Source organism: Pseudomonas sp. R5(2019) (assembly GCF_009905435.1).
Taxonomy (GTDB): Bacteria; Pseudomonadota; Gammaproteobacteria; order Pseudomonadales; family Pseudomonadaceae; genus Aquipseudomonas.
The window spans coordinates 13,420-35,693 of record NZ_JAAAMT010000005.1 but is presented as its reverse complement, the minus strand read 5'-3'; the positions used below and the strand labels follow the sequence as shown (position 1 = coordinate 35,693).

The following is a 22,274-nucleotide window of genomic DNA, read 5'->3' as shown; positions in this document are numbered from 1 at the left end:
ATTGAACATGCATGTCTGGATCGATGCGGATGCCTGCCCCAAGGCCGCCAAGGATCAGGTGGTCCGGTTCGCCCTCAAGCGAAAATTCGAGGTCCGGCTGGTCGCAGGGCAGGGCCAGATCAAGCCGGCGTTCACCTGCGTGCGGCTGATCGTGGTGCCAGCCGGGCCTGATGCAGCCGATGATTATCTGGTCGAGCATGCGCAGCCGGGCGAGTTGGTGATTTGCAGCGATGTGCCGCTGGCCGATCGGTTGGTGAAAAAGGGCGTCGCTGCACTGGACCCGCGTGGGCGCGAGTTTGATCAGCAGAACATGGGCGAGCGCCTGGCGGTGCGCAATCTGTTTACCGATTTGCGCGAGCAGGGGCTGGCGGGAGGAGGGCAGGCGGCGTATGGCGAACGCGACAAGCAAGCGTTCGCCAATTCGCTGGACCGGATTCTGACGCGGCTGGCCCGTCAGAATCCGAAGTGACGCTTATTCGTGGGTCAGTTCCAGCACCCGGTCAACCAGCTTGTTGATGCCTGAGGCCGCTTCGCCGATGGATTTGGCCAGCATGTAGGCGGGGGTGCTGACCAGCTTGCGGGCGGTATCTTCGACAATCTCGCTGACGTCGCACTCCTCGTGTGTGCCGCCCATCTTGACGATGGCGGCGCTGGTCGCGGCGTCATGGCCGATGGTGCAGACCACGCCCGGACCATAGATTTTCGCCGCCAGTGCCGGCGAGATGCAGATCAGGCCGACCGGCTTGCCGGCCTCGGCGAAGGCCTCGGCCAGGGCCAGTACGTCCGGATGCACGGTGCAACCGCAGCCTTGGACGGCGAAGTTGGAGAGGTTTTTGGCCGAGCCGAAACCGCCCGGCACGATCAGTGCGTCGAAGTCATTGGCGTCGGCTTCGCGGATATCCTTGACCTCACCGCGCGCGATGCGTGCCGACTCCACCAGCACATTGCGCGACTCGGGCATTTCTTCACCGGTCAGGTGATTGATCACATGCATCTGCGGCACGTTGGGTGCAAAGCACTGCACCTTGGCGCCGCGCTGATCCAGGCGCAGCAAGGTAATCACGCTTTCATGGATTTCTGCGCCGTCATAAACGCCACACCCCGACAGAATCACTGCAACTTTTTTAGTCATGCTGTTTACTCCCGATTTCTGGCGTAAATGTCCACTAATTTGTCACTCCCCGCCATAGGGTTTTGTGGCGCTGTTCGACTTGCCTCCAATCATCGCGTCCACCCTGCGCAGAATCCTCTCTACATTGATCGCAATTACGGCGGGGTGTTCATTGTCCGGGATCGTTTGTTCGGCAGCGAACCTGCACTGCAGCAGCGCTGTGGTTCGGCTGGAGCTGGATGGCGCTTGGCTTGTTTGTGCTGGGGGCTACGCGGGCAAGCCCGGCTCCTACAGGGTCGGGAGCGCCGCGATGAGGGTAATTACTGGGTCTTGCGGGCGATGCGCGCGGCCTTGAGCCGGCGACGCAGCCACAGGCAACCCCCCAGCACCAGCAAGGCCCCCAGCACCCACAGCTCGTATTTCTTCACGTTGCCCAGCAGGCCTTCGAGCACCGCGCCGAAGTGGTAGGCCGCAGCCCCCAGCGCAGTCGCCCAGATGGCCGCGCCGATGCCGTTGAGCAGAAGATAGCGGCCCGGTGGATAGCCCGACAAACCGATGGCCACCGGCATCACGGTGCGCAAGCCATAGACGAAGCGAAAGCTCAGCACCCAGATATCCGGGTGGCGGCGGATATGTTCCAGCGCCTTGTCGCCCATCAACTGCCAGCGCGGCTTGCGCGCCAGTAGCTTGCGGCCGTGCTTGCGTCCCAGGAAGTACCACAGCTGGTCGCCGGCGTAGCTGCCGAAGAATGCAACAACAACCACCAGGTTGATGTCCATGTACCCTCGGAACGCAAGGAAGCCGGCCAGAACCAGAATGGTCTCGCCTTCGAAAAACGTACCAAGAAAAAGGGCTAAGTAGCCGAAATCCTGCAGGAATTGTTGGAGCATTTTCTGGATGCTGGCGAAATGAACGCGCAGCCTAACCCTTCAAGCGCGTTCGGGAAAGTATCCAAATGCGTCTCGACGTGAACATTTCCTACAAGGACAATGGCTGCGGCCACCAGTTGCAGGCTTGTCAATACCTGTAATACAACCGTCATAATGGCCGCTTATAACTGTCGCGCTCGCCCGCAAGTGCGGGCTCAGGAGTCTGCCGTGAGCTTCACCCCCGCTAACCGTTTGTTTCCTGCCACTCGACTGCGTCGTAATCGTCGTGATGATTTCTCTCGTCGTCTGGTCCGTGAAAACGTACTGACCGTCGATGACCTGATCCTGCCGGTGTTCGTACTGGACGGCGAAAATCGCCGTGAAGACATCCCGTCGATGCCGGGGGTTGAGCGTCTGAGCATTGACCTGCTGCTCAAGGAAGCCGAACACTGGGTAGAGCTGGGTATTCCGGCGCTGGCATTGTTCCCGGTCACGCCGCCGGAGAAAAAGTCGCTCGATGGCAGCGAAGCCTGGAACCCCGAGGGCATTGCCCAGCGCGCTACCCGGGCGCTGCGCGAGCGTTTCCCGGAGCTGGGCGTGATCACCGACGTGGCCCTGGACCCGTTCACCACCCACGGCCAGGACGGCATCCTCGACGAGGAAGGCTACGTACAGAACGACATTACCGTCGACGCACTGGTGCGCCAGGCGCTGTCCCATGCCGATGCTGGTGCCCAGGTGGTTGCACCCTCGGACATGATGGACGGCCGCATCCAGGCCATCCGCGAAGCCCTGGAACTGGCCGGCCACGTCAATGTGCGCATCATGGCTTACTCGGCCAAGTACGCCAGCGCCTACTACGGCCCGTTCCGCGATGCCGTCGGCTCGGCGTTGAATCTGGGCAAGGCGAACAAAGCCTCGTACCAGATGGACCCGGCCAACAGCCATGAAGCCCTGCACGAGGTCGGTGCCGACCTGTCCGAGGGCGCCGACATGGTCATGGTCAAGCCAGGCATGCCGTATCTGGATATCCTTTACCGGGTCAAGGATGAGTTCAAGGTGCCGACCTTCGTGTATCAGGTCAGCGGCGAGTACGCCATGCACATGGCCGCGATTCAGAACGGTTGGCTCAGCGAAGGGGTTATTCTCGAATCCCTGACGGCTTTCAAGCGCGCGGGTGCCGATGGCATCCTCACGTATTTCGCTATTCGCGCCGCACAATTGATGAGAGGGCAGTAACGCCCTTCAGGAACGCCAGATGAACAACGAAGCACTCACCGAAGTTACCGTGAAGGAAGCTCAGCCTGTGCTTGAGCAAGTTGTCGAAACACCGCCGCAGCTCGAGCCGGTTGCCCCGCCAGCCGTCGACGGAGCGCCGGTTGTCCTGCCTGCCGTCACCGAAGCGCCGGTGACGGCAGCCGCGCCGCCCCCTGTGCCCGCCCCTGTGCACGCTGTTCCGGGGCTGGACGACAGCAGCCTGTACATCCATCGCGAGCTGTCCCAGTTGCAGTTCAACATTCGTGTGCTGGAGCAGGCGCTGGATGAGTCCTACCCGCTGCTGGAGCGACTGAAGTTCTTGCTGATCTTTTCCAGCAACCTGGATGAGTTCTTCGAAATTCGTGTGGCAGGCCTGAAAAAGCAAATCACTTTTGCCCGTGAACAGGCCGGTGCCGATGGCCTGCAACCACACCAGGCTCTGGCGCGCATCAGCGAGCTGGTGCATGGGCACGTGGATCGCCAATACGCGATCCTCAATGACATCCTGCTGCCGGAGATGGAGAAGCACCAGATTCGCTTCATCCGTCGCCGGTACTGGACCGCCAAACTCAAGACTTGGGTAAGGCGCTTTTTCCGCGACGAGATCGCACCGATCATCACCCCGATCGGCCTCGATCCGACGCACCCGTTTCCGTTGCTGGTGAACAAGAGCCTGAACTTTATCGTCGAGCTGGAAGGCATCGACGCCTTCGGCCGCGACTCGGGCCTTGCGATCATTCCGGCGCCGCGCTTGCTGCCGCGTGTGATCAAGGTGCCTGAAGACGTGGGCGGCCCTGGCGACAACTACGTGTTCCTGTCGTCGATGATCCACGCCCATGCGGACGACCTGTTCCAGGGCATGAAGGTAAAGGGTTGCTACCAGTTCCGCCTGACCCGTAACGCCGACCTGGCGCTGGACTCCGAAGACGTCGAAGACTTGGCCCGCGCCCTGCGCGGTGAGCTGTTCTCGCGTCGATATGGCGATGCGGTGCGCCTGGAAGTGGCCGACACCTGCCCCAAGCATCTCTCGGACTATCTGCTCAAGCAGTTCAGCCTCAGCGAAACCGAGCTGTATCAGGTCAATGGGCCGGTCAACCTGACCCGCCTGTTCAGCATCACTGGCCTGGACAGCCATCCAGAGCTGCAATACACGCCGTTCACCCCGGCGATTCCGAAGCTGTTGACCAACAGCGAAAACATTTTCAGCGTGGTCAGCAAGCAGGACATCCTGCTGCTGCACCCGTTCGAGTCCTTTACCCCGGTGATCGACCTGCTGCGTCAGGCAGCGAAAGACCCGCATGTGCTGGCCGTGCGTCAAACGCTGTACCGAAGCGGCGCCAACTCGGAAATCGTCGATGCGCTGGTGGATGCGGCCCGTAACGGCAAAGAAGTGACGGCGGTGATCGAGCTGCGCGCGCGCTTTGACGAAGAGTCCAACCTGCAGATGGCCAGCCGCCTGCAAGCGGCCGGTGCGGTGGTCATTTATGGCGTGGTCGGCTTCAAGACCCACGCCAAGATGATGCTGATCCTGCGTCGTGAAGCCGGCGAAATCGTCCGCTATGCGCACCTGGGTACCGGCAACTACCACGCCGGTAACGCCCGCCTGTACACCGACTACAGTCTGCTGACCTCCGATGACGCCCTGTGCGAAGACGTGGGCAAGTTGTTCAGCCAACTGATCGGCATGGGCAAGACCTTGCGCATGAAGAAGCTGCTGCACGCGCCGTTTACCCTGAAAAAGGGCATGCTCGACATGATCGCGCGGGAAACCCAGTTCGCGATCGAGGGCAAGCCTGCGCACATCATCGCCAAGTTCAACTCGCTGACCGACCCGAAAATCATCCGCGCGCTGTACAAGGCCAGCCAGTCCGGTGTACGTATCGATTTGGTGGTGCGCGGCATGTGCTGCCTGCGGCCAGGGATTCCGGGGGTGTCGCATAACATCCAGGTCCGTTCGATCATCGGCCGGTTCCTGGAGCACACGCGGGTGTTCTACTTCCTCAATGGCGGCGAAGAGCAGATGTACCTCTCCAGTGCCGACTGGATGGAGCGCAACCTCGACAAGCGCGTCGAGACCTGTTTCCCGGTGGAGGGCAAGAAGTTGATCTTGCGGGTGAAGAGGGAGTTGGAGGGGTATCTGGCCGACAACACCCACGCCTGGATTCTGCAACCGGATGGTCGCTATGTCCGCAGCACGCCAACCGGCAATCAGAACCCGCGCAGCGCCCAGGCGACGCTGCTGGAGCGCTTGAGCAATCCGGTGCTCAGCGTTCGCTGAAGCCCCTCAAAAGCTTCGCGGATAAATCCGCTCCCACATTCCCCGCTTACCTGGTGTGTAAGGGCTGTTGTGGGAGCGGATTCATCCGCGAATAGCTGCGCTGCAAATCCTCAGTGAACGCTGAGCACAAACCCCACCCGCGTCAGCCACTCCGCTTCCAGTGCGAAATCCGCCTGGGTCAGTTGGTTTTCATCCAGCCAGCCGGTCGGGAACTCCACGTCCAGGCTGTCGCCGCTGGCGAGCAGCACCACTTTCGGCATTTCCTGGGTGCCACGGATGTGGTGGAACAGAATCGCAAAGCGCAGCAGCACGCACAGGCGAATCAGTTTTTGGCCTTCTTCGCCGAACTCGGCAAATTTGTCCTTGGGAATGTTGCGCCGGTGGCCACGCACCAGCAGCGCCAGCATTTGCTGGTCTTCGCGGGAGAAGCCTGCCAGGTCGGAGTGCTCGATCAGGTAGGCGCCGTGCTTGTGGTATTGGTAGTGGGCGATGTCCAGCCCGACTTCATGCACCTTCGCCGCCCAGCCCAGCAGCTCGCGCCAGATACCGTCTTCCAGGTCCCAGGCGTTGGCCACTTGATCGAACGCATGCAGGGCCTTGCGCTCGACGCGCGCAGCCTGGCCGAGGTCGACGTGGTAGCGCTCCATCAGCGAGGTCAGGGTGCGGTCACGCACGTCTTCATGGTGATGGCGGCCGAGCAGGTCGTACAGCACACCTTCGCGCAGCGCGCCTTCGCAGTGGTCCATACGCTGGAGTTCCAGGGCATCGAAAATCGCTTCCATGATCGCAAGGCCCGCCGGAAAGATTGGCCGGCGGTCAGGCTTGATGCCGTCGAAGTCGATTTTCTCGACATCGCCGAGCTTGAACAGTTTGCGCTTGAGCCAGGCCAGGCCTTCGGCATTGACCTCGCCCGAGCCCTGGCCACCGGCCTTGAGCGCCAGCCCGACGGCGCGGATGGTGCCCGAGGAGCCAATGGCTTCGTCCCAGGTCAGCCGGTGCAGGGCATTTTCGATGCTCATCAACTCAAGGCGCGCCGCCGTGTAGGCCTGTGCGTAGCGGGCCGGGGTGATCTTGCCGTCGCGGAAGTAGCGTTGGGTAAAGCTGACGCAGCCCATCTGCAGGCTTTCACGCAGCAATGGCTCGAAGCGTTGGCCAATGATGAATTCAGTGCTGCCGCCGCCAATATCGGCGACCAGGCGTTTGCCCGGGGTGTCGGCCAGGGTGTGGGACACGCCCAGGTAAATCAGGCGCGCTTCTTCACGGCCGGAGATGACCTCGACCGGGTGGCCGAGAATTTCTTCGGCGCGGCGGATAAATTCGCCGCGGTTGCGCGCTTCACGCAGGGCGTTGGTGCCCACGATCCGCACAGCGCCCGAGGGCATGCCGTTGATCAGTTGGGCAAAGCGCTTGAGGCAGTCGAGGCCGCGCTGCATGGACTCTTCGCTGAGCTGGCGCTCTTCATCGATGCCGGCGGCCAGCTGAACCTTTTCCCCGAGCCGTTCAAGAATGCGGATCTCGCTGTGGTGAGCCTTGGCAACGACCATATGGAAGCTGTTGGAGCCCAGGTCGATGGCAGCGATCAAGGAAAGATCTTTGGCTGTGGATTGCGGCATGGTCAGGATCCTGGTCGATAACCGTGCCATCGTGCCACGATCCTTCGGTGTCGCCAACGCGAAGCGTCATATGCCGTGACTTAAGCGAGGTAATCGCAAAACAGTAAGATAAATCTGATAGCGCTTGAATGAAGGTTCAGATTGAGCTGACGAATCATCTGATAGCATTTCTACGCACACCTATAGTTACACTCAATCACCCTCGGCTTCCTGTAGGCCGCCGGGGCCGTTATGATGAACGACGTTTTTGCTTACGACCCCGGAGATTTCCATGAGCAGCGATCTTATCAAGCACGTATCCGACGCCAGTTTCGAGGCGGATGTTCTCAAGGCCGAAGGTGCGGTACTGGTCGACTACTGGGCTGAATGGTGCGGCCCTTGCAAGATGATTGCACCGGTCTTGGACGAGATTGCTGAAACCTACAAGGGCAAACTGACCGTCGCCAAGCTGAACATCGACGAAAACCAGGAAACACCGGCCAAGCACGGCGTGCGTGGTATCCCGACGCTGATGCTGTTCAAGAACGGCAACGTCGAGGCGACCAAGGTCGGCGCACTGTCCAAGTCTCAGCTGGCGGCCTTCCTGGACGCCAATATCTGAGTCTGAATGGCCCCGTACATCGCGGGGCTTTTCTTTGGCGTACGACTAGACGCCAGAAAATGCAAGTGTTACATTCGGCCTCGCACCGGTTTCTCCAGTGCCCCCTGCAAGCCGTCGCCGACGCACTCCTACTCGAATTAGTACGCGATCCTGTCGCCTTCTCTGCGGCCCGGCCTCATTAAGCCAGAAGCTTAATTCCTCCCCTCCTATCATGATTACGTCATTCCCATATGAACCTGACTGAACTCAAGCAAAAGCCGATTACCGATCTGCTCGAAATGGCCGAACAGATGGGCATAGAAAATATGGCCCGTTCGCGCAAGCAAGATGTGATTTTCTCCCTGTTGAAAAAGCATGCGAAAAGCGGCGAGGAAATCTCCGGTGACGGCGTGCTGGAGATTCTCCAGGACGGCTTCGGCTTCCTGCGTTCGGCTGATGCTTCCTACTTGGCCGGCCCGGACGATATCTACGTCTCCCCAAGCCAGATCCGCCGCTTCAACCTGCGCACTGGCGACACCATCGTCGGCAAGATCCGCCCGCCAAAAGAAGGCGAGCGTTACTTCGCCCTGCTCAAGGTCGACACGATCAACTTCGACCGTCCAGAAAACGCGAAGAACAAGATCCTGTTCGAAAACCTGACGCCGCTGTTCCCGACCGTGCGCATGAAGATGGAAGCCGGTAACGGTTCCACCGAAGACCTCACCGGCCGAGTCATCGACCTGTGTGCGCCGATCGGTAAAGGCCAGCGTGGCCTGATCGTTGCGCCGCCGAAGGCGGGCAAGACCATCATGCTGCAGAACATCGCGTCCAACATCACGCGTAACAACCCGGAAGTGCACCTGATCGTTCTGCTGATCGACGAGCGTCCGGAAGAAGTGACCGAAATGCAGCGCACCGTGCGCGGCGAAGTGGTTGCCTCTACCTTCGACGAACCGCCGACCCGTCACGTACAGGTTGCCGAAATGGTGATCGAAAAGGCCAAGCGCCTGGTCGAGCACAAGAAGGACGTGGTCATCCTGCTGGACTCCATCACCCGTCTGGCCCGTGCCTACAACACCGTGATCCCGAGCTCCGGCAAGGTACTGACCGGTGGTGTCGACGCCCACGCGCTGGAAAAACCGAAGCGTTTCTTCGGTGCCGCCCGTAACATCGAAGAAGGCGGTTCGCTGACCATTATCGCCACCGCGCTGGTTGAAACCGGCTCGAAGATGGACGAAGTGATCTACGAAGAGTTCAAGGGCACCGGCAACATGGAGCTGCCTCTGGACCGCAAGATCGCCGAGAAGCGCGTCTTCCCGGCCATCAACATCAACCGCTCCGGTACCCGTCGCGAAGAGCTGCTGACTGCCGACGACGAACTGCAGCGCATGTGGATCCTGCGCAAACTGCTGCACCCGATGGATGAGGTCGCAGCCATCGAGTTCCTGGTCGACAAGCTCAAGCAGACCAAGACCAACGACGAGTTCTTCTTGTCGATGAAACGCAAGTAAGGCGAGCCTTCCAGGCACGCTCATGAATGGCGCCCCTCAATGGGCGCCATTTTTGTTTGTGCCAGCGGCTGCTCGATCCACAACCTTGAGTGCAGATCTGCTGCCAGCGCTCCTCGGAGCAGGTAGGATGTAGCACTCTTTTCTGATTGGCATGGTCAATGAAATTCAAGGATCTTCGGGATTTCGTGCAGCAGCTTGAGCAGCGCGGAGAATTGAAACGCATCCAGGTCCCGGTTTCTCCTGTGCTGGAGATGACCGAAATCTGCGATCGCACCCTGCGCAAGAAGGGCCCGGCGCTGTTGTTCGAAAACCCCGTCGGTTTCGATATCCCGGTGTTGGGCAACCTGTTCGGCACGCCCGAGCGGGTGGCCATGGGCATGGGCGCCGAATCCACCGAGCAACTGCGCGAGATCGGCAAGCTGCTGGCCTTCCTCAAGGAGCCTGAGCCGCCCAAGGGCTTGAAGGACGCCTGGTCGAAACTGCCGATCTTCAAAAAAATCATCGCCATGGCCCCCAAGGTGGTCAAGGATGCCGCATGCCAGGAGGTGGTCATCGAAGGTGATGACGTCGACCTGGGCATGTTGCCGGTCCAGCATTGCTGGCCGGGCGACGTCGCGCCGCTGATTACCTGGGGCCTGACCGTCACCCGCGGGCCGAACAAGGAACGCCAGAACCTCGGCATCTACCGCCAGCAGGTCATCGGCCGCAACAAGGTGATCATGCGCTGGCTGAGCCATCGTGGCGGCGCGCTGGATTACCGGGAGTGGTGCGAGAAGCATCCGGGCCAGCCGTTCCCTGTTTCGGTGGCATTGGGGGCAGACCCGGCGACCATTCTCGGTGCCGTGACGCCGGTGCCCGACAGCCTCTCCGAATACGCCTTCGCCGGCCTGTTGCGCGACAACCGCACCGAGCTGGTCAAGTGCCGTGGCAACGACCTGCAAGTGCCGGCCAGTGCTGAAATCGTTCTGGAAGGGGTCATTCACCCCGGCGAGATGGCCGACGAAGGCCCGTATGGCGACCACACCGGTTACTACAACGAAGTGGACAGCTTCCCGGTGTTCACCGTCGAGCGCATTACCCACCGCCGCAAGCCGATCTACCACAGCACCTACACCGGCCGGCCGCCGGATGAGCCGGCGATCCTGGGCGTGGCGCTCAATGAAGTGTTCGTACCGATCCTGCAGAAGCAGTTCCCGGAGATCACCGACTTCTACCTGCCGCCCGAGGGCTGCTCGTACCGCATGGCGGTGGTGACCATGAAGAAGCAGTACCCGGGGCACGCCAAGCGCGTCATGCTGGGGGTGTGGTCGTTCCTGCGACAGTTCATGTACACCAAGTTCGTTATCGTGACCGACGACGACATCAATGCCCGCGACTGGAATGACGTGATCTGGGCGATCACCACGCGCATGGACCCCAAGCGCGACACGGTCCTGATCGACAACACGCCCATCGACTACCTGGACTTTGCGTCGCCGGTGTCGGGCCTGGGGTCGAAAATGGGCCTGGATGCCACCAACAAGTGGCCGGGTGAAACCAGTCGCGAGTGGGGCAGGGTGATCGTCAAGGACGATGCCGTGACGCGCCGAATCGACGAAATGTGGAATCAGTTGGGAATAGATTGATGCGTGTGACCTTGCAGCCGTCCGGCGCCGTGCTTCAGATGTTGCCCGGAGAACGGATTCTCGATGCCGCCCGACGTCTGGGCTACGACTGCCCGCAAAGCTGCCGCAATGGCAATTGCCATATTTGCGCGGCCTTGCTGGTCGATGGTCGCGTGCAGCAGGCCGGTGAAGTTCGCGACCATGGCGAGTTGTTCACCTGCATTGCCGAACCGCTGGAAGATTGTACCGTGCTCTGGGACGGCGTGCTGGCCCTGGGCGAGCTGCCGGTTCGCTCGCTGGCCTGCCAGTTGATCGAGTGCGTGGACCTGGGCGGCGATGTCTGGCGTGTGCGCCTGCGTGCACCGGCCGGCAAGCCACCGCGTTACCACGCCGGCCAATACCTGATGATCGAGCGCGACAACGGTGAGAAAGCGGCGTTTTCGCTGGCCAGCGCGCCGTCTGCCGGGCGAGAGCTGGAAATGCATGTGCTGGCCCGCGAAGCCAGCGCTCGCAGCCTCATCGAGCAGCTGCAGCGCAACGGCATGGCGCGGCTACAACTGCCTTTTGGCGACACCCATCTTGCCGAGCTGCCTGAAGGCCCTTTGGTGCTGATCGCCGCAGGCACCGGCATGGCGCAGATGCACAGCCTGGTCGAGCATTGCCGGGCGGCTGGCTTCAAACACCCGGTGCACCTGTACTGGGGCGTGCGCCGTCCTGAAGACTTCTACCGCATCGATGAGTGGGACAGCTGGCAGCAGCTACCCAATCTGTATCTGCACAAGGTGGTCAGCGACCTCTGCGGATGGGAAGGGCGCTGCGGCATGCTGCACGAAGCCGTATGCGAAGACATCGCCGACCTCTCCAACGTCCACGTCTACGCCAGCGGCTCGCCGGCCATGATCTACGCCACCCTCGACGCCCTGGTCGAGAAGGGCATGGATGCGCATCAAATGCGTGCAGATGTATTTGCCTATGCACCGCGCGATTAATCTATAACCAAACGGTGCACTTCAAGCGTGCGCCGTTTGTTATAACCTGCCCACTTTCGGTTGCTTATATAAGAACGCGCCCTTTATTGTTGCCGGCGTGATGAAGCACTATCGCTATACTCGTCATGATCGGGGATGAAGCCACCATACGGCCGGAAGCCCTTGATCGGTGGGGCCTGATTGCCGTACGGTCATTGCGGGGAACCTTTATTCGCTTACAGTGCTTACTTGCGTAATCACGGGGATTTCTGGCGACGCTTATGTCGGCGATTGAACAGGCTTGTTTGAATTTGGCCTATCCACCTGTGTTGGATTTCGGGCCGCAACTGACGCACGCACAACTTGTGCATTCAATGCAGAACACCATGCGCCTGCATAAGGGCGGGCCGGTGTGGTTGTTTGCCTATGGCTCCTTGATCTGGCGCCCCGAATGCTCCAGTGCCGAACGCCGGCGCGCGCGGGTTCATGGTTACCACCGTGGCTTGTACCTGTGGTCCATGGAGCACCGTGGCACGCCGGAACGTCCGGGTCTGGTGTTCGGGCTCGACCGTGGCGGTTCGTGCAGTGGCTTTGCCTATCGCCTGCCGGACGAGCAGCTTGAGGAATCGCTGTTGGCCTTGTGGCAGCGAGAGATGCCTTACCCGTCTTATCGGCCGCACTGGCTGACCTGCCGGCTTGAGGATGGCAGTAAGGTCCAGGCCCTGGGCTTTGTGCTGGAGCGGCACCTGCCCAGCTACGCCGGCAACCTGCCGGACCATCTGCTCAGTCATGTGCTGGCCAGCGCTTGCGGGCGTTCGGGAACGACCCATGAATACGTGACCCAGACGATCAATGCGCTGCGCAGCCATGAAATGCCGGATCGTAATCTGGAAGCACGGCTCAGACGATGCATTGCGCAGGTGGGCAATTCGCAAACCTGAGTCATGCACCTGTGGGAGTAAAGCTTGCTCGCGATCCGGGCGCTGCGGTCTATCTGATGGACCGCGGTGATGCCATCGCGGACGTCCATGTAGGAGCGGACCTGGCCGCGATGGGCCGCGCAGCGGCCCCTTGGGCCTGTGACATCGGCGAATCAGCTTGCGAGTGCCGGCGGTTTCAGAATCGCCGGGTCCGCTGCGCGGCCCATCGCGGCCGGGTCCGCTCCTACAGGTGTTGCGTCGTTCAATTGCTTAACTGACTGGCATTGGGGCAAGCCTTGCTCCCACAAACCCACTCCCCTATAGTTCGCCCGTCGCTGCCAAATCAGCGTCCGGGCGTGCAAGCCCGAGCCATGAGCGTATAGCCCGTAACTATTCAGCAGGCCTGTGCCCGCTGCATTGCGTTATGGCGGCTGTGCGTGGGAGACCTTCGGGTCTGCCGGCCATGGCCCGGTCTTGCACACCTGCGTACAGCTGCCACCTTATGTCGTGTGCAAGCGACTGTGGCAGTTCCTTTTTCTCAAGGAGTTAGCCATGACCGATCAAATCCCGCCGTTCGAAAAACCCTGTAAGCCCTCAATAATGCTCATCAACCCCGACGCCTCTGTCCCGGAGCTGTTGGCCTTCGCCGATACGCGTTTTCGCAGCGCGAAGGAGCTGATGATCAGCTTGTCCTGCCTCAATACCGCCGCTATGGAGTCTCGCGATATATCCGCCGTGGCCGATGTGGCGTACCTGCTGTTGCAGGATGGTTGTGATGTGCTTGATGAGGTGCGCTCGCGTTAGCGATTGGAAGTTTAAGCATCGCCGGTTGCCGGGTGCATTTAGCCCGGCAATATGGCTGTGATCTTCCCAGCTACAAGATGTCCTGGCCAAACCTATCTGATTCACTAGCTGTGCCTACGAAGATAGGCAGTTATTTTCGGTTTCCCTTACATGGAAGTAGACCGAATCATGAAAAGTTCAAATCTGTCAGTAGCATTATTGGCCTGTGACCAAAACCAATCCGTATTGCGCAGGCAGTCTCGCGCCTCAATATTTAAGCAATATTATACGATCTACGGTCGATGCAGCCCGTACGGCGGAGCTTTGAACTCGTTGGGGTTTAATGGTGAGTATGCAGAAGATGGATCAGGTCATTTTCTACTGGGCAATGGGTATCGAGCCTTTAATCCAGTGTTGAGGCGCTTCAACAGCCCGGACAGCAAGAGCCCTTTTGGGGTGGGGGGCATTAATGCATATGCCTATTGTGCTGGCGATCCGGTCAATCATCGAGACCCCACCGGTCACGTTAAAACGCCGATACGCACCCCTTCTAATGCATCGACAGCTTCGACCGTATCAAGCGTCTGGAGCTCTTCAGCTTCCGGGTCTCGCTCTTCTCGCAGCGGGACTTCCAGTGCGAGTTCTTCATTGTCTGGAAGTGAAAGTGACAATGGGCCTTGGAGGCTTAACAAAAAAGACGCAAGGTTCAAAATTCTCCCCGGCAGCACTGACCCGATCGAGCAAAATGCTCAAAAAACATTCGATGCGTTTCAGAATGCGATATATCGCGGTGAGTCACCTTTCGAAATCGAGACTGACAGGTTGAAAATATTGGATAAGAAAGAGCGCCTCTATCAAATTCGACTCGGCAAAAAACACCGCGCAACGTTTACGGTTTCCGATCACACTGTCAATATCAGGGATGTGGGCGGCCACACCCACACGCCAAAGTAAATACTCGATCACCCACCCGGAAGAGTCTGCTTTACCTAGCAGTTCTACCAGTTACCCTGATGCGTCAATCAGACTATCCTGAGTGCAATTCACCAAGAGGTCTGACAATGCGCAGTTTCATTCACGCCGAGTTAATAGCCTGCGACGGCGCTAATACTGTGTTTCAGGTGGTGGCGCCGGAGCATTCAATATCACTTACGTATACAGCGTATGGTTTCGGACTTGGTCGATTCGGGCAGGCGGGGTTCAATGGCGAGTTTCAGGAGTCGATGACTGGCCATTATGGGTTGGGTAACGGGCATAGAAGTTTTAATCCGATTTTACAGCGTTTTAACAGTCCGGATCGTTTAAGTCCATTCGGGGTAGGGGGCATTAACAGTTATGCTTACTGTCAGGGCGACCCCAGAAACTTCGTGGATCCCTCTGGTCAAGTTAAATTCCGCCAGGTTCGAGTGCCCAGAAGATTTGTCAGGACTCGAGATAAACAGCCTGCTACGCAACCGTATCCTTTGAGCAAGCTTGAAACCTTGACGGGGCGGCCGTTCGATGGGGTAATGCAATACTTGTCAGGAGAAGATCTTCAGAATTTTCGTTTGGTATCACGGGCGTTGGATCAAAGAATACAGAAATCGTCCTTGTCACGAGTGGCTCGCTTGATCACCAGTATCAGTTCGTTGGACTTGAACACGTATTTCAGCGTAGTCGAAAAGCCATTCAACTTGGCTGTGTCCGTTGCGCTTGGTAGGTTTCCGGGTGTGATGCATCGTCACGCTGGTCAGGTGATGTCGTACCGATCAGCAAACGCCACGTACGAATCCGTTAATCGAGGCGCTATTACGCACTATGATATCGGTGGTGACGGTAGTGTCAGCTTTGGTCAGCGCCGCTATCACAATAATCGTGGGCTGAAGTCCATGCTCTATGGGCTCAACCGACGTTAAACAATATTTTTTACCTATTGGTGATGTTACGTAAACATCAATAAATTGATATCGATCAAGTGCGGCCGTAGCGCAGGTTCTCTACCCTGAACTACGCTTTCCCTCGCAAGTCCCAGAGCCGTAGCGCACAAGCAAGGAGCCTGCATGGCTGCTCTTCGATCGACGTTTTTACTCGGCCTGGGCTGCCTGGCCGTGCTCAGCGGCTGTGGGGAAGAAAAGCCCACCGAGCCGCAGCGCCCGCGCGTTCAGGTGCAGCAGGCGGCGGCGACGGAGTTCGCAGCGGCCGTCACCTTGACGGGCGATATCCAGCCTCGGGTGCAAACCGACCTGTCCTTCCGCGTCAGCGGCAAGATCATCGAGCGCAAGGTCGATGTCGGCGATCGGGTCACCGCCAGGCAAGTGCTGGCGCGGCTGGACCCCAAGGATCTGCAGACCGCGCTGGAATCGGCCAACGCTGAAGTCTTCGCCGCCCAGGCGCGGGTGACGCAAGCCAGCGCGGCTTTCGTCCGTCAGCAAAAGCTGTTGCCCAAGGGCTACACCAGCCGCAGTGAATACGACTCCGCCGAAGCGGCCTTGCGTTCCAGCCAAAGTGCCTTGAAGGCCGCCCAGGCGCAGCAGGCCAACGCCCGCGAGCAATTGAGCTACACCGCCCTGATCGCCGATGCCGCCGGGGTGATTACCGCTCGCCAGGCCGAAGTGGGGCAGGTGGTGCAGGCCACGGTGCCGATCTACAGCCTGGCGCGTGACGGGGAGCGGGATGCGGTGTTCAACGTGTACGAATCGCTGCTGATCGACCCGCCCAAGGACCGCAGCATTACCGTCAGCCTGCTCGATAACCCGAAGATCCAGACTCAGGGCAAGGTGCGTGAAGTGACGCCGACGGTCTCGGCCGACAGCGGCACGGTGCAGGTCAAGGTGGCGCTGCAAAGCCTGCCTGACGGCATGGAACTGGGCTCGGTGGTCAGTGCAACTGCCAGCCCGCCGGGCAAGGCCAGCATCGCCTTGCCGTGGTCGGCCCTGACCAAGAACCTGAGCTCGCCCGCTGTGTGGGTGGTGGGCGAAGACGAGAAAGTCAGCCTCCAAAACGTCAAGGTGGCCCGCTACCTGACGGGTAAAGTCATCATCAGCGAAGGGCTTGATAGCGGCCAACGCGTGGTCGTTGCCGGTGGGCAATTGCTGCATCCGGGGATGCAGGTGGAAATTGCCGAGGCAAAAAAACCATGAAGCGTGTATTGCTGTGGCTGTTGAGCGGCCTGCTGCTGGCGGCCTGCTCCAAGGAAGAACCCGCGCCAGAGCCGGTCCGGCCGGTGTTGTCTGTGGAGGTCAAGGCTCAGGATCAGGAAACCTATGGCCGCTTTGCCGGCACCATCCAGGCGCGTTACGAGAGTACCTTGGGGTTTCGGGTGTCGGGCCGGATCGCCCGGCGCCATGTCGACGTGGGCGCTCAGGTCGGCAAAGGCGCCTTGCTGGCGACGCTGGACCCGACCGATCAGCAAAACCAGCTGCGGGCCAGTGAAGGGGATCTGGCGAAGATCCAGGCGCAATGGATCAACGCCCAGGCCAATGCTCGACGCCAGCAGGAGCTGTTCAATCGAGGGGTGGGCGCCCAGGCGCAACTGGACATCGCCCAGACCGACCTGAAAACCACCGGCGCCCAGCTGGAACAGGCCAGGGCGGCTGTCAGCCAGTCGCGTGACCAGCTCGGCTACAGCGAGTTGCACAGCGACCACGCGGCCGTGGTAACCGCCTGGCACGCGGAGGCCGGGCAAGTGGTCAGCGTCGGCCAGCAGGTGGTCACCCTGGCCCAGCCGGATATCAAGGAAGCGGTGATCGACCTGCCGGCGAGCCTGGCCGATCAATTGCCGGTGGGCGTTGAGTTCACGGTGGCAGCGCAGCTCGACCCGAGTATCCACACCACGGCAAAACTGCGGGAAATCGAACCCCAGGCCGAAAGTGCGACGCGCACCCGCCGTGCCCGCCTGACCCTGGCGCAAACACCCGCCGGGTTTCGTCTGGGGACCGCGATCAGCGTGACCCTGAGTTCGGTCATCACGCCGCGCATCGAACTGCCGGCCAACGCGTTGCAGGAAGTCGACGGCAAGACGCAGGTGTGGGTGATCGACACGAAGGCCGGCACGGTCTCACCTCACGAGGTGAAAGTGCTGAGTCGGGAGGGCGACAAGGTATTGCTGGCCGCGGGGGTCAAGCCCGGGGAGCGAGTGGTCAGTGCCGGCGTGAACAGCTTGAAACCGGGGCAAAAAATCAAAGTGGATGAGGAAAGCCAGTGATGAAAGGGAGCTTCAACCTGTCCGAATGGGCACTCAAGCACCAGTCATTTATCTGGTACCTCATGTTTGTTGCGCTGCTGATGGGGGTGTTTTCCTACTTCAATCTGGGTCGAGAAGAAGACCCGTCCTTCACCATCAAGACCATGGTGATTCAGACCCGCTGGCCGGGCGCGACCCAGGACGAAACGCTGGACCAGGTCACCGACCGGATCGAGAAAAAGCTTGAAGAGCTGGACTCTCTCGACTTCGTGAAAAGCTACACCCGGCCCGGTGAGTCGACGGTGTTCGTCAACCTGCGCGACACCACCAAGGCCGAGGACATTCCGCAGATCTGGTATCAGGTGCGCAAGAAGATCCAGGACATCCGCGGCGATTTCCCGCAGGGCCTTCAGGGGCCGGGATTCAACGACGAGTTCGGTGATGTGTTCGGTTCGGTCTACGCCTTTACCGCTGACGGCTTGAGCATGCGCCAGCTGCGCGACTACGTGGAGCAGGTGCGCGCCGAGATCCGTGAGGTGCCGGGGTTGGGCAAGGTCGAGATGATCGGTGAGCAGGACGAAGTCCTGTATCTGAACATTTCCACCCGCAAACTGGCGGCGCTGGGGCTGGATCAGCGCCAGGTCGTGCAAAGCCTGCAATCGCAGAACGCGGTGACCCCCGCCGGGGTGATCGAGGCCGGACCTGAACGGATTTCAGTGCGCACCTCCGGGCAGTTCGCCTCGGAAAAAGACCTGGAAGCGGTGAACCTGCGGCTCAACGATCGCTTCTATCGGCTGGCCGATATCGCCGACATCAGCCGTGGCTACGTCGACCCGCCGGCGCCGCTGTTCCGCTTCAACGGCCAACCCGCCATTGGCCTGGCGATCGCGATGAAAGCGGGCGGCAACATTCAGGCATTCGGTAACGCGCTGCATGAGCGCATGCAAAGCCTGACGGCTGACCTGCCGGTGGGCATCGAAGTGCATACCGTGTCGTCCCAGGCCGATGTGGTCGAGAAAGCCGTAGGCGGGTTTACCAGCGCGCTGTTCGAAGCGGTGATCATCGTTCTGGTGGTGAGCTTTGTCAGCCTCGGCGTGCGCGCAGGGCTGGTGGTGGCGTGCTCGATTCCGCTGGTGCTGGCGATGGTGTTCGTGTTCATGGAGTACAGCGGTATCACCATGCAGCGCATTTCGCTGGGGGCGTTGATCATTGCCCTCGGGCTGTTGGTGGACGACGCCATGATCACGGTGGAGATGATGGTCACGCGCCTGGAGATGGGCGAGACCAAGGAGCAGGCGGCAACGTTCGCCTACACCTCCACGGCCTTCCCGATGCTGACCGGTACGCTGGTGACGGTGGCGGGCTTCGTGCCCATCGGCCTGAACGCCAGCTCCGCCGGTGAGTACACCTTCACCCTGTTTGCCGTGATTGCGGTGGCGATGCTGGTGTCATGGATCGTCGCAGTGCTGTTTGCCCCGGTGATCGGCGTGCACATCCTCAGCACCAACGTGAAGCCCCACAACGAGGAGCCCGGGCGTATTGGCCGGGCCTTCAATCGCGGGTTGCTCTGGAGCATGCGCAACCGCTGGCTGACCATCATCGGCACGGTGTTGCTGTTTGTGCTGGCGGTGTTTTGCATGCGCTTTGTGCAGAACCAATTCTTCCCGTCTTCGGACCGGCCCGAGATTCTGGTGGACCTGAACCTGCCGCAAAACGCTTCGATCCAGGAAACCCGCAAGGCCGTGGATCGGCTTGAAGCGGCGATCAAGGATGACCCGGACATCGTTAGCTGGAGCACCTACATCGGCCAGGGCGCGATCCGTTTCTACCTGCCGCTGGACCAGCAACTGGAAAACCCGTACTACGCGCAGTTGGTCATTGCCAGCAAGGGCCTGGAAGAGCGTGGTGCGTTGATGGGCAGGCTGAGCAAGATTTTGCGTGATGATTTTGTCGGCACCGGCAGCTTTGTCCAGGCGCTCGAGATGGGTCCACCGGTGGGCCGGCCGATCCAGTACCGGGTCAGCGGCCCCGATATCGATCAAGTACGCAAGCACGCCATTGACCTGGCGACCCTGCTGGACAACAACTCGCACATTGGCGAAATCATCTACGACTGGAACGAGCCCGGCAAAGTCCTGCGCATCGACATCGCTCAGGACAAGGCCCGGCAGCTGGGGTTGTCGTCCGAGGATGTGGCCAGCTTGATGAACAGTATTGTCAGCGGCTTGGCGGTCACTCAGGTCCACGACGATATCTACCTGATCGACGTGGTCGGGCGGGCGGTGGACAGCGAGCGCGGCTCGCCGGAAACCTTGCAGAACCTGCAGATCGTCACGCCAAGCGGCACGTCAATCCCGCTGCTGTCGTTCGCGACCGTGCGTTATGAGCTGGAGCAGCCGCTGGTATGGCGGCGTGACCGCAAGCCGACCATTACCATCAAGGCGGCGGTCAGCGACGAAATCCAGCCCACTGACCTGGTCAGGCTGCTCAAGCCACAGATCGACGAATTCGCCGGCAAGCTGCCGGTCGGCTACCAGGTCGCAACAGGCGGTACGGTGGAGGAGAGCGGCAAGGCCCAGGGGCCGATCGCCAAGGTGGTGCCATTGATGCTGTTCCTGATGGCGACTTTCTTGATGATTCAGCTGCACAGTGTGCAGAAGCTGTTCCTGGTGGCGAGCGTGGCGCCGCTGGGTTTGATCGGCGTGGTGTTGGCGCTGGTCCCGACCGGGACGCCGATGGGCTTTGTGGCGATTCTCGGGATTCTGGCGCTGATCGGCATCATCATCCGCAACTCGGTGATTCTGGTGACCCAGATCGAATCATTCGAGCGTGATGGTTATTTACCCTGGAACGCGGTGATCGAGGCGACCGAGCACCGCCGTCGTCCCATTTTGCTGACCGCCGCGGCGGCGAGCCTGGGGATGATTCCGATTGCCCGGGAAGTGTTCTGGGGGCCGATGGCTTACGCGATGATTGGCGGGATCATCATTGCGACCTTGCTGACGCTACTGTTTCTGCCGGCGCTGTATGTGGCCTGGTACAAGATTCGCGAGCCGGCCAACCAATAACGCCGAACCCCTAATGTGGGAGCGGATTTATCCGCGAATAGAAACGCTGCGGTGTGTCAGGCAGACCGTATCGCCTCTATTTCGCGGATAAATCCGCTCCCACGGTTGGGGTTAGGTGTTGAGTTTGAAAGAGTCAGCCCTTGCCCTTGGTCCGGGTCATGTTCGGCCCACCATTTTTCTCGATGTGCTCGATGATCATCCCGGCCACATCCTTGCTGGTGGTGGTTTCGATGCCTTCCAGCCCCGGCGAGGAGTTGACCTCCATCACCAGCGGCCCGTGGTTGGAGCGCAGGATATCCACGCCCGCTACCGACAAGCCCATCACCTTGGCCGCACGAATGGCGGTCATGCGCTCTTCCGGGGTGATCTTGATCAGGCTCGCGGTGCCGCCACGGTGAAGGTTGGAGCGGAATTCGCCCGGTTTGGCCTGGCGTTTCATCGAGGCAATCACCTTGTCGCCGACCACGAAGCAGCGGATATCGGCACCGCCGGCTTCCTTGATGTACTCCTGCACCATGATGTTCTGCTTCAGGCCCATGAAGGCTTCGATCACCGATTCGGCCGCCTTGGTGGTTTCGCACAGCACCACGCCGATGCCCTGGGTGCCCTCGAGCACCTTGATCACCAGCGGCGCGCCGTTGACCATCCGGATCAGGTCGGGAATATCGTCCGGCGAGTGAGCGAAGCCTGTGACCGGCAGGCCCACGCCACGGCGCGACAACAACTGCAGCGAGCGCAGTTTGTCCCGCGAGCGGGCGATGGCCACCGACTCGTTGAGCGGGAACACGCCCATCATTTCGAACTGGCGCAGCACGGCGCAGCCATAGAAGGTGACGGACGCGCCAATACGAGGGATCACCGCATCGAACCCTTCCAGCGGCTTGCCGCGATAATGAATCTGCGGCTTGTGGCTGGCAATGTTCATGTACGCGCGCAGGGTGTCGATCACCACCATCTCATGGCCACGTTCGGCGCCCGCCTCAACCAGACGACGGGTGGAATACAGACGCGGATTGCGCGACAGGACAGCGATCTTCATGCAACACCTGTAGAAGAGGGGGGAGAGACCGGGAACGCCGGTTTTTCTTGAACGTAAGCAAGCCCTGGGTTGACCACCAACTGGCCATGGATCAGGGCTTTGGAACCGAGCAGCAGGCGATAGCGCATCGCCTTGCGGCAGGCCAGGGTGAATTCCACCTCCCACACCCTGTCTCCGAGTGCCAGTGGCGTGCGGATCACGTAGCGGGTCTGGGCTTGGCCGTTGGAGCTTTTGATGTTTTTCATCGTCACCAGAGGCGCTTCGCAGCGCCGATGACGCAACTGCACCACCGAACCGAGGTGCGCATTGAAACGCACCCATTTTTCGCCATCGCGCACAAAGGTTTCGACTTCCGTCGCATGCAGGGTCGAGGTGCTGGCACCGGTATCGATCTTGGCCCGCAGGCCCGCGACCCCGAGGCCAGGCAGCGCCACCCACTCGCGCAAACCGATAACTGTCAAATGGTCGAATGTCTTCAAAATGATTAACCGGCGAAGGAAATACTCGGGTT

General features: G+C 60.2%; 19 protein-coding genes and 1 pseudogene. 15 read left to right on the top strand and 5 right to left on the bottom strand.

Annotation, left to right across the window (positions count from 1 at the left end):
- Positions 1 to 7: 7 nt before the first annotated feature.
- Positions 8 to 469, top strand: a complete 462-nt coding sequence (locus tag GUY40_RS05095) for a YaiI/YqxD family protein (RefSeq protein ID WP_166567856.1) — start codon at positions 8 to 10, stop codon at positions 467 to 469.
- Between the two features lie 3 nt (positions 470 to 472).
- Here GUY40_RS05095 and elbB read toward each other — a convergent pair whose 3' ends face one another.
- On the bottom strand, positions 473 to 1,132 hold the full coding sequence (elbB, locus tag GUY40_RS05090; protein WP_166567855.1) for an isoprenoid biosynthesis glyoxalase ElbB: 660 nt from the start codon (positions 1,130 to 1,132) through the stop codon (positions 473 to 475).
- 81 nt (positions 1,133 to 1,213) lie between these two features.
- Between elbB and GUY40_RS28690 the strand changes: the two are divergent.
- A pseudogene (locus GUY40_RS28690) lies at positions 1,214 to 1,309 on the top strand (sterol desaturase family protein); the annotation flags it as partial.
- A gap of 122 nt (positions 1,310 to 1,431) precedes the next feature.
- On the opposite strand, the gene GUY40_RS05085 reads toward GUY40_RS28690, so the two are convergent.
- Positions 1,432 to 2,001 (bottom strand): DedA family protein, encoded by a 570-nt coding sequence (locus tag GUY40_RS05085; protein ID WP_166567854.1) that lies wholly within the window; start codon positions 1,999 to 2,001, stop codon positions 1,432 to 1,434.
- A 207-nt stretch (positions 2,002 to 2,208) separates the two neighbouring features.
- Here GUY40_RS05085 and hemB point away from each other — a divergent pair, with 207 nt between their 5' ends.
- Together hemB and ppk1 are read left to right on the top strand one after the other, a co-directional pair.
- On the top strand, positions 2,209 to 3,219 hold the full coding sequence (gene hemB, locus GUY40_RS05080) for a porphobilinogen synthase (RefSeq protein ID WP_166567853.1): 1,011 nt from the start codon (positions 2,209 to 2,211) through the stop codon (positions 3,217 to 3,219).
- A gap of 19 nt (positions 3,220 to 3,238) precedes the next feature.
- Positions 3,239 to 5,515: a polyphosphate kinase 1 gene (gene ppk1, locus GUY40_RS05075; protein WP_166567852.1), complete on the top strand. Its 2,277-nt coding sequence runs from the start codon at positions 3,239 to 3,241 to the stop codon at positions 5,513 to 5,515.
- 110 nt (positions 5,516 to 5,625) lie between these two features.
- On the opposite strand, the gene ppx is transcribed toward ppk1, so the two are convergent.
- Positions 5,626 to 7,128 carry an exopolyphosphatase gene (gene ppx, locus GUY40_RS05070; protein WP_166567851.1) on the bottom strand — a complete coding sequence of 501 codons (1,503 nt, stop codon included), beginning with the start codon at positions 7,126 to 7,128 and terminating at the stop codon, positions 5,626 to 5,628.
- A gap of 271 nt (positions 7,129 to 7,399) precedes the next feature.
- Between ppx and trxA the strand changes: the two genes are divergently transcribed.
- The 11 genes from trxA (at position 7,400) to GUY40_RS05015 (ending at position 20,724) form a co-directional block, all read left to right on the top strand.
- Positions 7,400 to 7,729, top strand: coding sequence for a thioredoxin TrxA (gene trxA, locus GUY40_RS05065; RefSeq protein ID WP_003206727.1), 330 nt, complete (start codon positions 7,400 to 7,402; stop codon positions 7,727 to 7,729).
- A 230-nt stretch (positions 7,730 to 7,959) separates the two neighbouring features.
- Positions 7,960 to 9,219, top strand: a complete 1,260-nt coding sequence (gene rho / locus GUY40_RS05060; RefSeq protein ID WP_027979976.1) for a transcription termination factor Rho — start codon at positions 7,960 to 7,962, stop codon at positions 9,217 to 9,219.
- A gap of 158 nt (positions 9,220 to 9,377) precedes the next feature.
- The gene (ubiD, locus tag GUY40_RS05055) at positions 9,378 to 10,844 is read left to right on the top strand and encodes a 4-hydroxy-3-polyprenylbenzoate decarboxylase (protein ID WP_166567850.1); all 1,467 of its coding nucleotides are present in this window, start codon (positions 9,378 to 9,380) and stop codon (positions 10,842 to 10,844) included.
- Positions 10,844 to 11,812 carry a CDP-6-deoxy-delta-3,4-glucoseen reductase gene (locus tag GUY40_RS05050; RefSeq protein WP_166567849.1) on the top strand — a complete coding sequence of 323 codons (969 nt, stop codon included), beginning with the start codon at positions 10,844 to 10,846 and terminating at the stop codon, positions 11,810 to 11,812. Before ubiD ends, GUY40_RS05050 begins: the two co-directional genes overlap by 1 nt.
- Positions 11,813 to 12,072: 260 nt before the next feature.
- Positions 12,073 to 12,732, top strand: coding sequence for a gamma-glutamylcyclotransferase (locus GUY40_RS05045; protein WP_166567848.1), 660 nt, complete (start codon positions 12,073 to 12,075; stop codon positions 12,730 to 12,732).
- Positions 12,733 to 13,263: 531 nt separating this feature from the next.
- Entirely contained in the window at positions 13,264 to 13,515 is a 252-nt protein-coding gene (locus GUY40_RS05040) for a hypothetical protein (protein WP_166567847.1), read from the top strand.
- A 168-nt stretch (positions 13,516 to 13,683) separates the two neighbouring features.
- Positions 13,684 to 14,448, top strand: coding sequence for an RHS repeat-associated core domain-containing protein (locus tag GUY40_RS28685; RefSeq protein ID WP_371924713.1), 765 nt, complete (start codon positions 13,684 to 13,686; stop codon positions 14,446 to 14,448).
- 107 nt (positions 14,449 to 14,555) lie between these two features.
- Complete coding sequence (locus GUY40_RS05030; protein WP_256675646.1) at positions 14,556 to 15,389, top strand: RHS repeat-associated core domain-containing protein; 834 nt, start codon at positions 14,556 to 14,558, stop codon at positions 15,387 to 15,389.
- 144 nt (positions 15,390 to 15,533) lie between these two features.
- The gene (locus GUY40_RS05025) at positions 15,534 to 16,613 is read left to right on the top strand and encodes an efflux RND transporter periplasmic adaptor subunit (protein ID WP_166567844.1); all 1,080 of its coding nucleotides are present in this window, start codon (positions 15,534 to 15,536) and stop codon (positions 16,611 to 16,613) included.
- Entirely contained in the window at positions 16,610 to 17,677 is a 1,068-nt protein-coding gene (locus tag GUY40_RS05020; RefSeq protein ID WP_166567843.1) for an efflux RND transporter periplasmic adaptor subunit, read from the top strand. The genes GUY40_RS05025 and GUY40_RS05020 overlap by 4 nt, the downstream gene beginning before the upstream one ends.
- The gene (locus GUY40_RS05015) at positions 17,677 to 20,724 is read left to right on the top strand and encodes an efflux RND transporter permease subunit (RefSeq protein ID WP_166567842.1); all 3,048 of its coding nucleotides are present in this window, start codon (positions 17,677 to 17,679) and stop codon (positions 20,722 to 20,724) included. Before GUY40_RS05020 ends, GUY40_RS05015 begins: the two co-directional genes overlap by 1 nt.
- A gap of 133 nt (positions 20,725 to 20,857) precedes the next feature.
- On the opposite strand, the gene rimK is transcribed toward GUY40_RS05015, so the two are convergent.
- Positions 20,858 to 21,763, bottom strand: coding sequence for a 30S ribosomal protein S6--L-glutamate ligase (gene rimK, locus GUY40_RS05010; protein ID WP_166567841.1), 906 nt, complete (start codon positions 21,761 to 21,763; stop codon positions 20,858 to 20,860).
- A complete protein-coding gene (locus GUY40_RS05005) occupies positions 21,760 to 22,242 on the bottom strand; it encodes an ATP-dependent zinc protease (protein WP_166567989.1) in 483 nt (160 codons plus the stop codon). Before GUY40_RS05005 ends, rimK begins: the two co-directional genes overlap by 4 nt.
- Positions 22,243 to 22,274 lie beyond the last annotated feature (32 nt).

What these genes read in the sequence shown, in the direction of transcription:
- rimK (WP_166567841.1), bottom strand. Translation starts at nt 21,763, where the DNA reads ATGAAGATCGCTGTCCTGTCGCGCAATCCGCGTCTGTATTCCACCCGT.
- GUY40_RS05050 (WP_166567849.1), top strand. Translation starts at nt 10,844, where the DNA reads ATGCGTGTGACCTTGCAGCCGTCCGGCGCCGTGCTTCAGATGTTGCCC.
- trxA (WP_003206727.1), top strand. Translation starts at nt 7,400, where the DNA reads ATGAGCAGCGATCTTATCAAGCACGTATCCGACGCCAGTTTCGAGGCG.
- elbB (WP_166567855.1), bottom strand. Translation starts at nt 1,132, where the DNA reads ATGACTAAAAAAGTTGCAGTGATTCTGTCGGGGTGTGGCGTTTATGAC.
- GUY40_RS05030 (WP_256675646.1), top strand. Translation starts at nt 14,556, where the DNA reads ATGCGCAGTTTCATTCACGCCGAGTTAATAGCCTGCGACGGCGCTAAT.
- GUY40_RS05025 (WP_166567844.1), top strand. Translation starts at nt 15,534, where the DNA reads ATGGCTGCTCTTCGATCGACGTTTTTACTCGGCCTGGGCTGCCTGGCC.
- GUY40_RS05085 (WP_166567854.1), bottom strand. Translation starts at nt 2,001, where the DNA reads ATGCTCCAACAATTCCTGCAGGATTTCGGCTACTTAGCCCTTTTTCTT.
- ppk1 (WP_166567852.1), top strand. Translation starts at nt 3,239, where the DNA reads ATGAACAACGAAGCACTCACCGAAGTTACCGTGAAGGAAGCTCAGCCT.
- GUY40_RS05040 (WP_166567847.1), top strand. Translation starts at nt 13,264, where the DNA reads ATGACCGATCAAATCCCGCCGTTCGAAAAACCCTGTAAGCCCTCAATA.
- GUY40_RS05045 (WP_166567848.1), top strand. Translation starts at nt 12,073, where the DNA reads ATGTCGGCGATTGAACAGGCTTGTTTGAATTTGGCCTATCCACCTGTG.
- ubiD (WP_166567850.1), top strand. Translation starts at nt 9,378, where the DNA reads ATGAAATTCAAGGATCTTCGGGATTTCGTGCAGCAGCTTGAGCAGCGC.
- GUY40_RS05015 (WP_166567842.1), top strand. Translation starts at nt 17,677, where the DNA reads ATGAAAGGGAGCTTCAACCTGTCCGAATGGGCACTCAAGCACCAGTCA.
- GUY40_RS05095 (WP_166567856.1), top strand. Translation starts at nt 8, where the DNA reads ATGCATGTCTGGATCGATGCGGATGCCTGCCCCAAGGCCGCCAAGGAT.
- GUY40_RS28685 (WP_371924713.1), top strand. Translation starts at nt 13,684, where the DNA reads ATGAAAAGTTCAAATCTGTCAGTAGCATTATTGGCCTGTGACCAAAAC.
- ppx (WP_166567851.1), bottom strand. Translation starts at nt 7,128, where the DNA reads ATGCCGCAATCCACAGCCAAAGATCTTTCCTTGATCGCTGCCATCGAC.
- rho (WP_027979976.1), top strand. Translation starts at nt 7,960, where the DNA reads ATGAACCTGACTGAACTCAAGCAAAAGCCGATTACCGATCTGCTCGAA.
- GUY40_RS05020 (WP_166567843.1), top strand. Translation starts at nt 16,610, where the DNA reads ATGAAGCGTGTATTGCTGTGGCTGTTGAGCGGCCTGCTGCTGGCGGCC.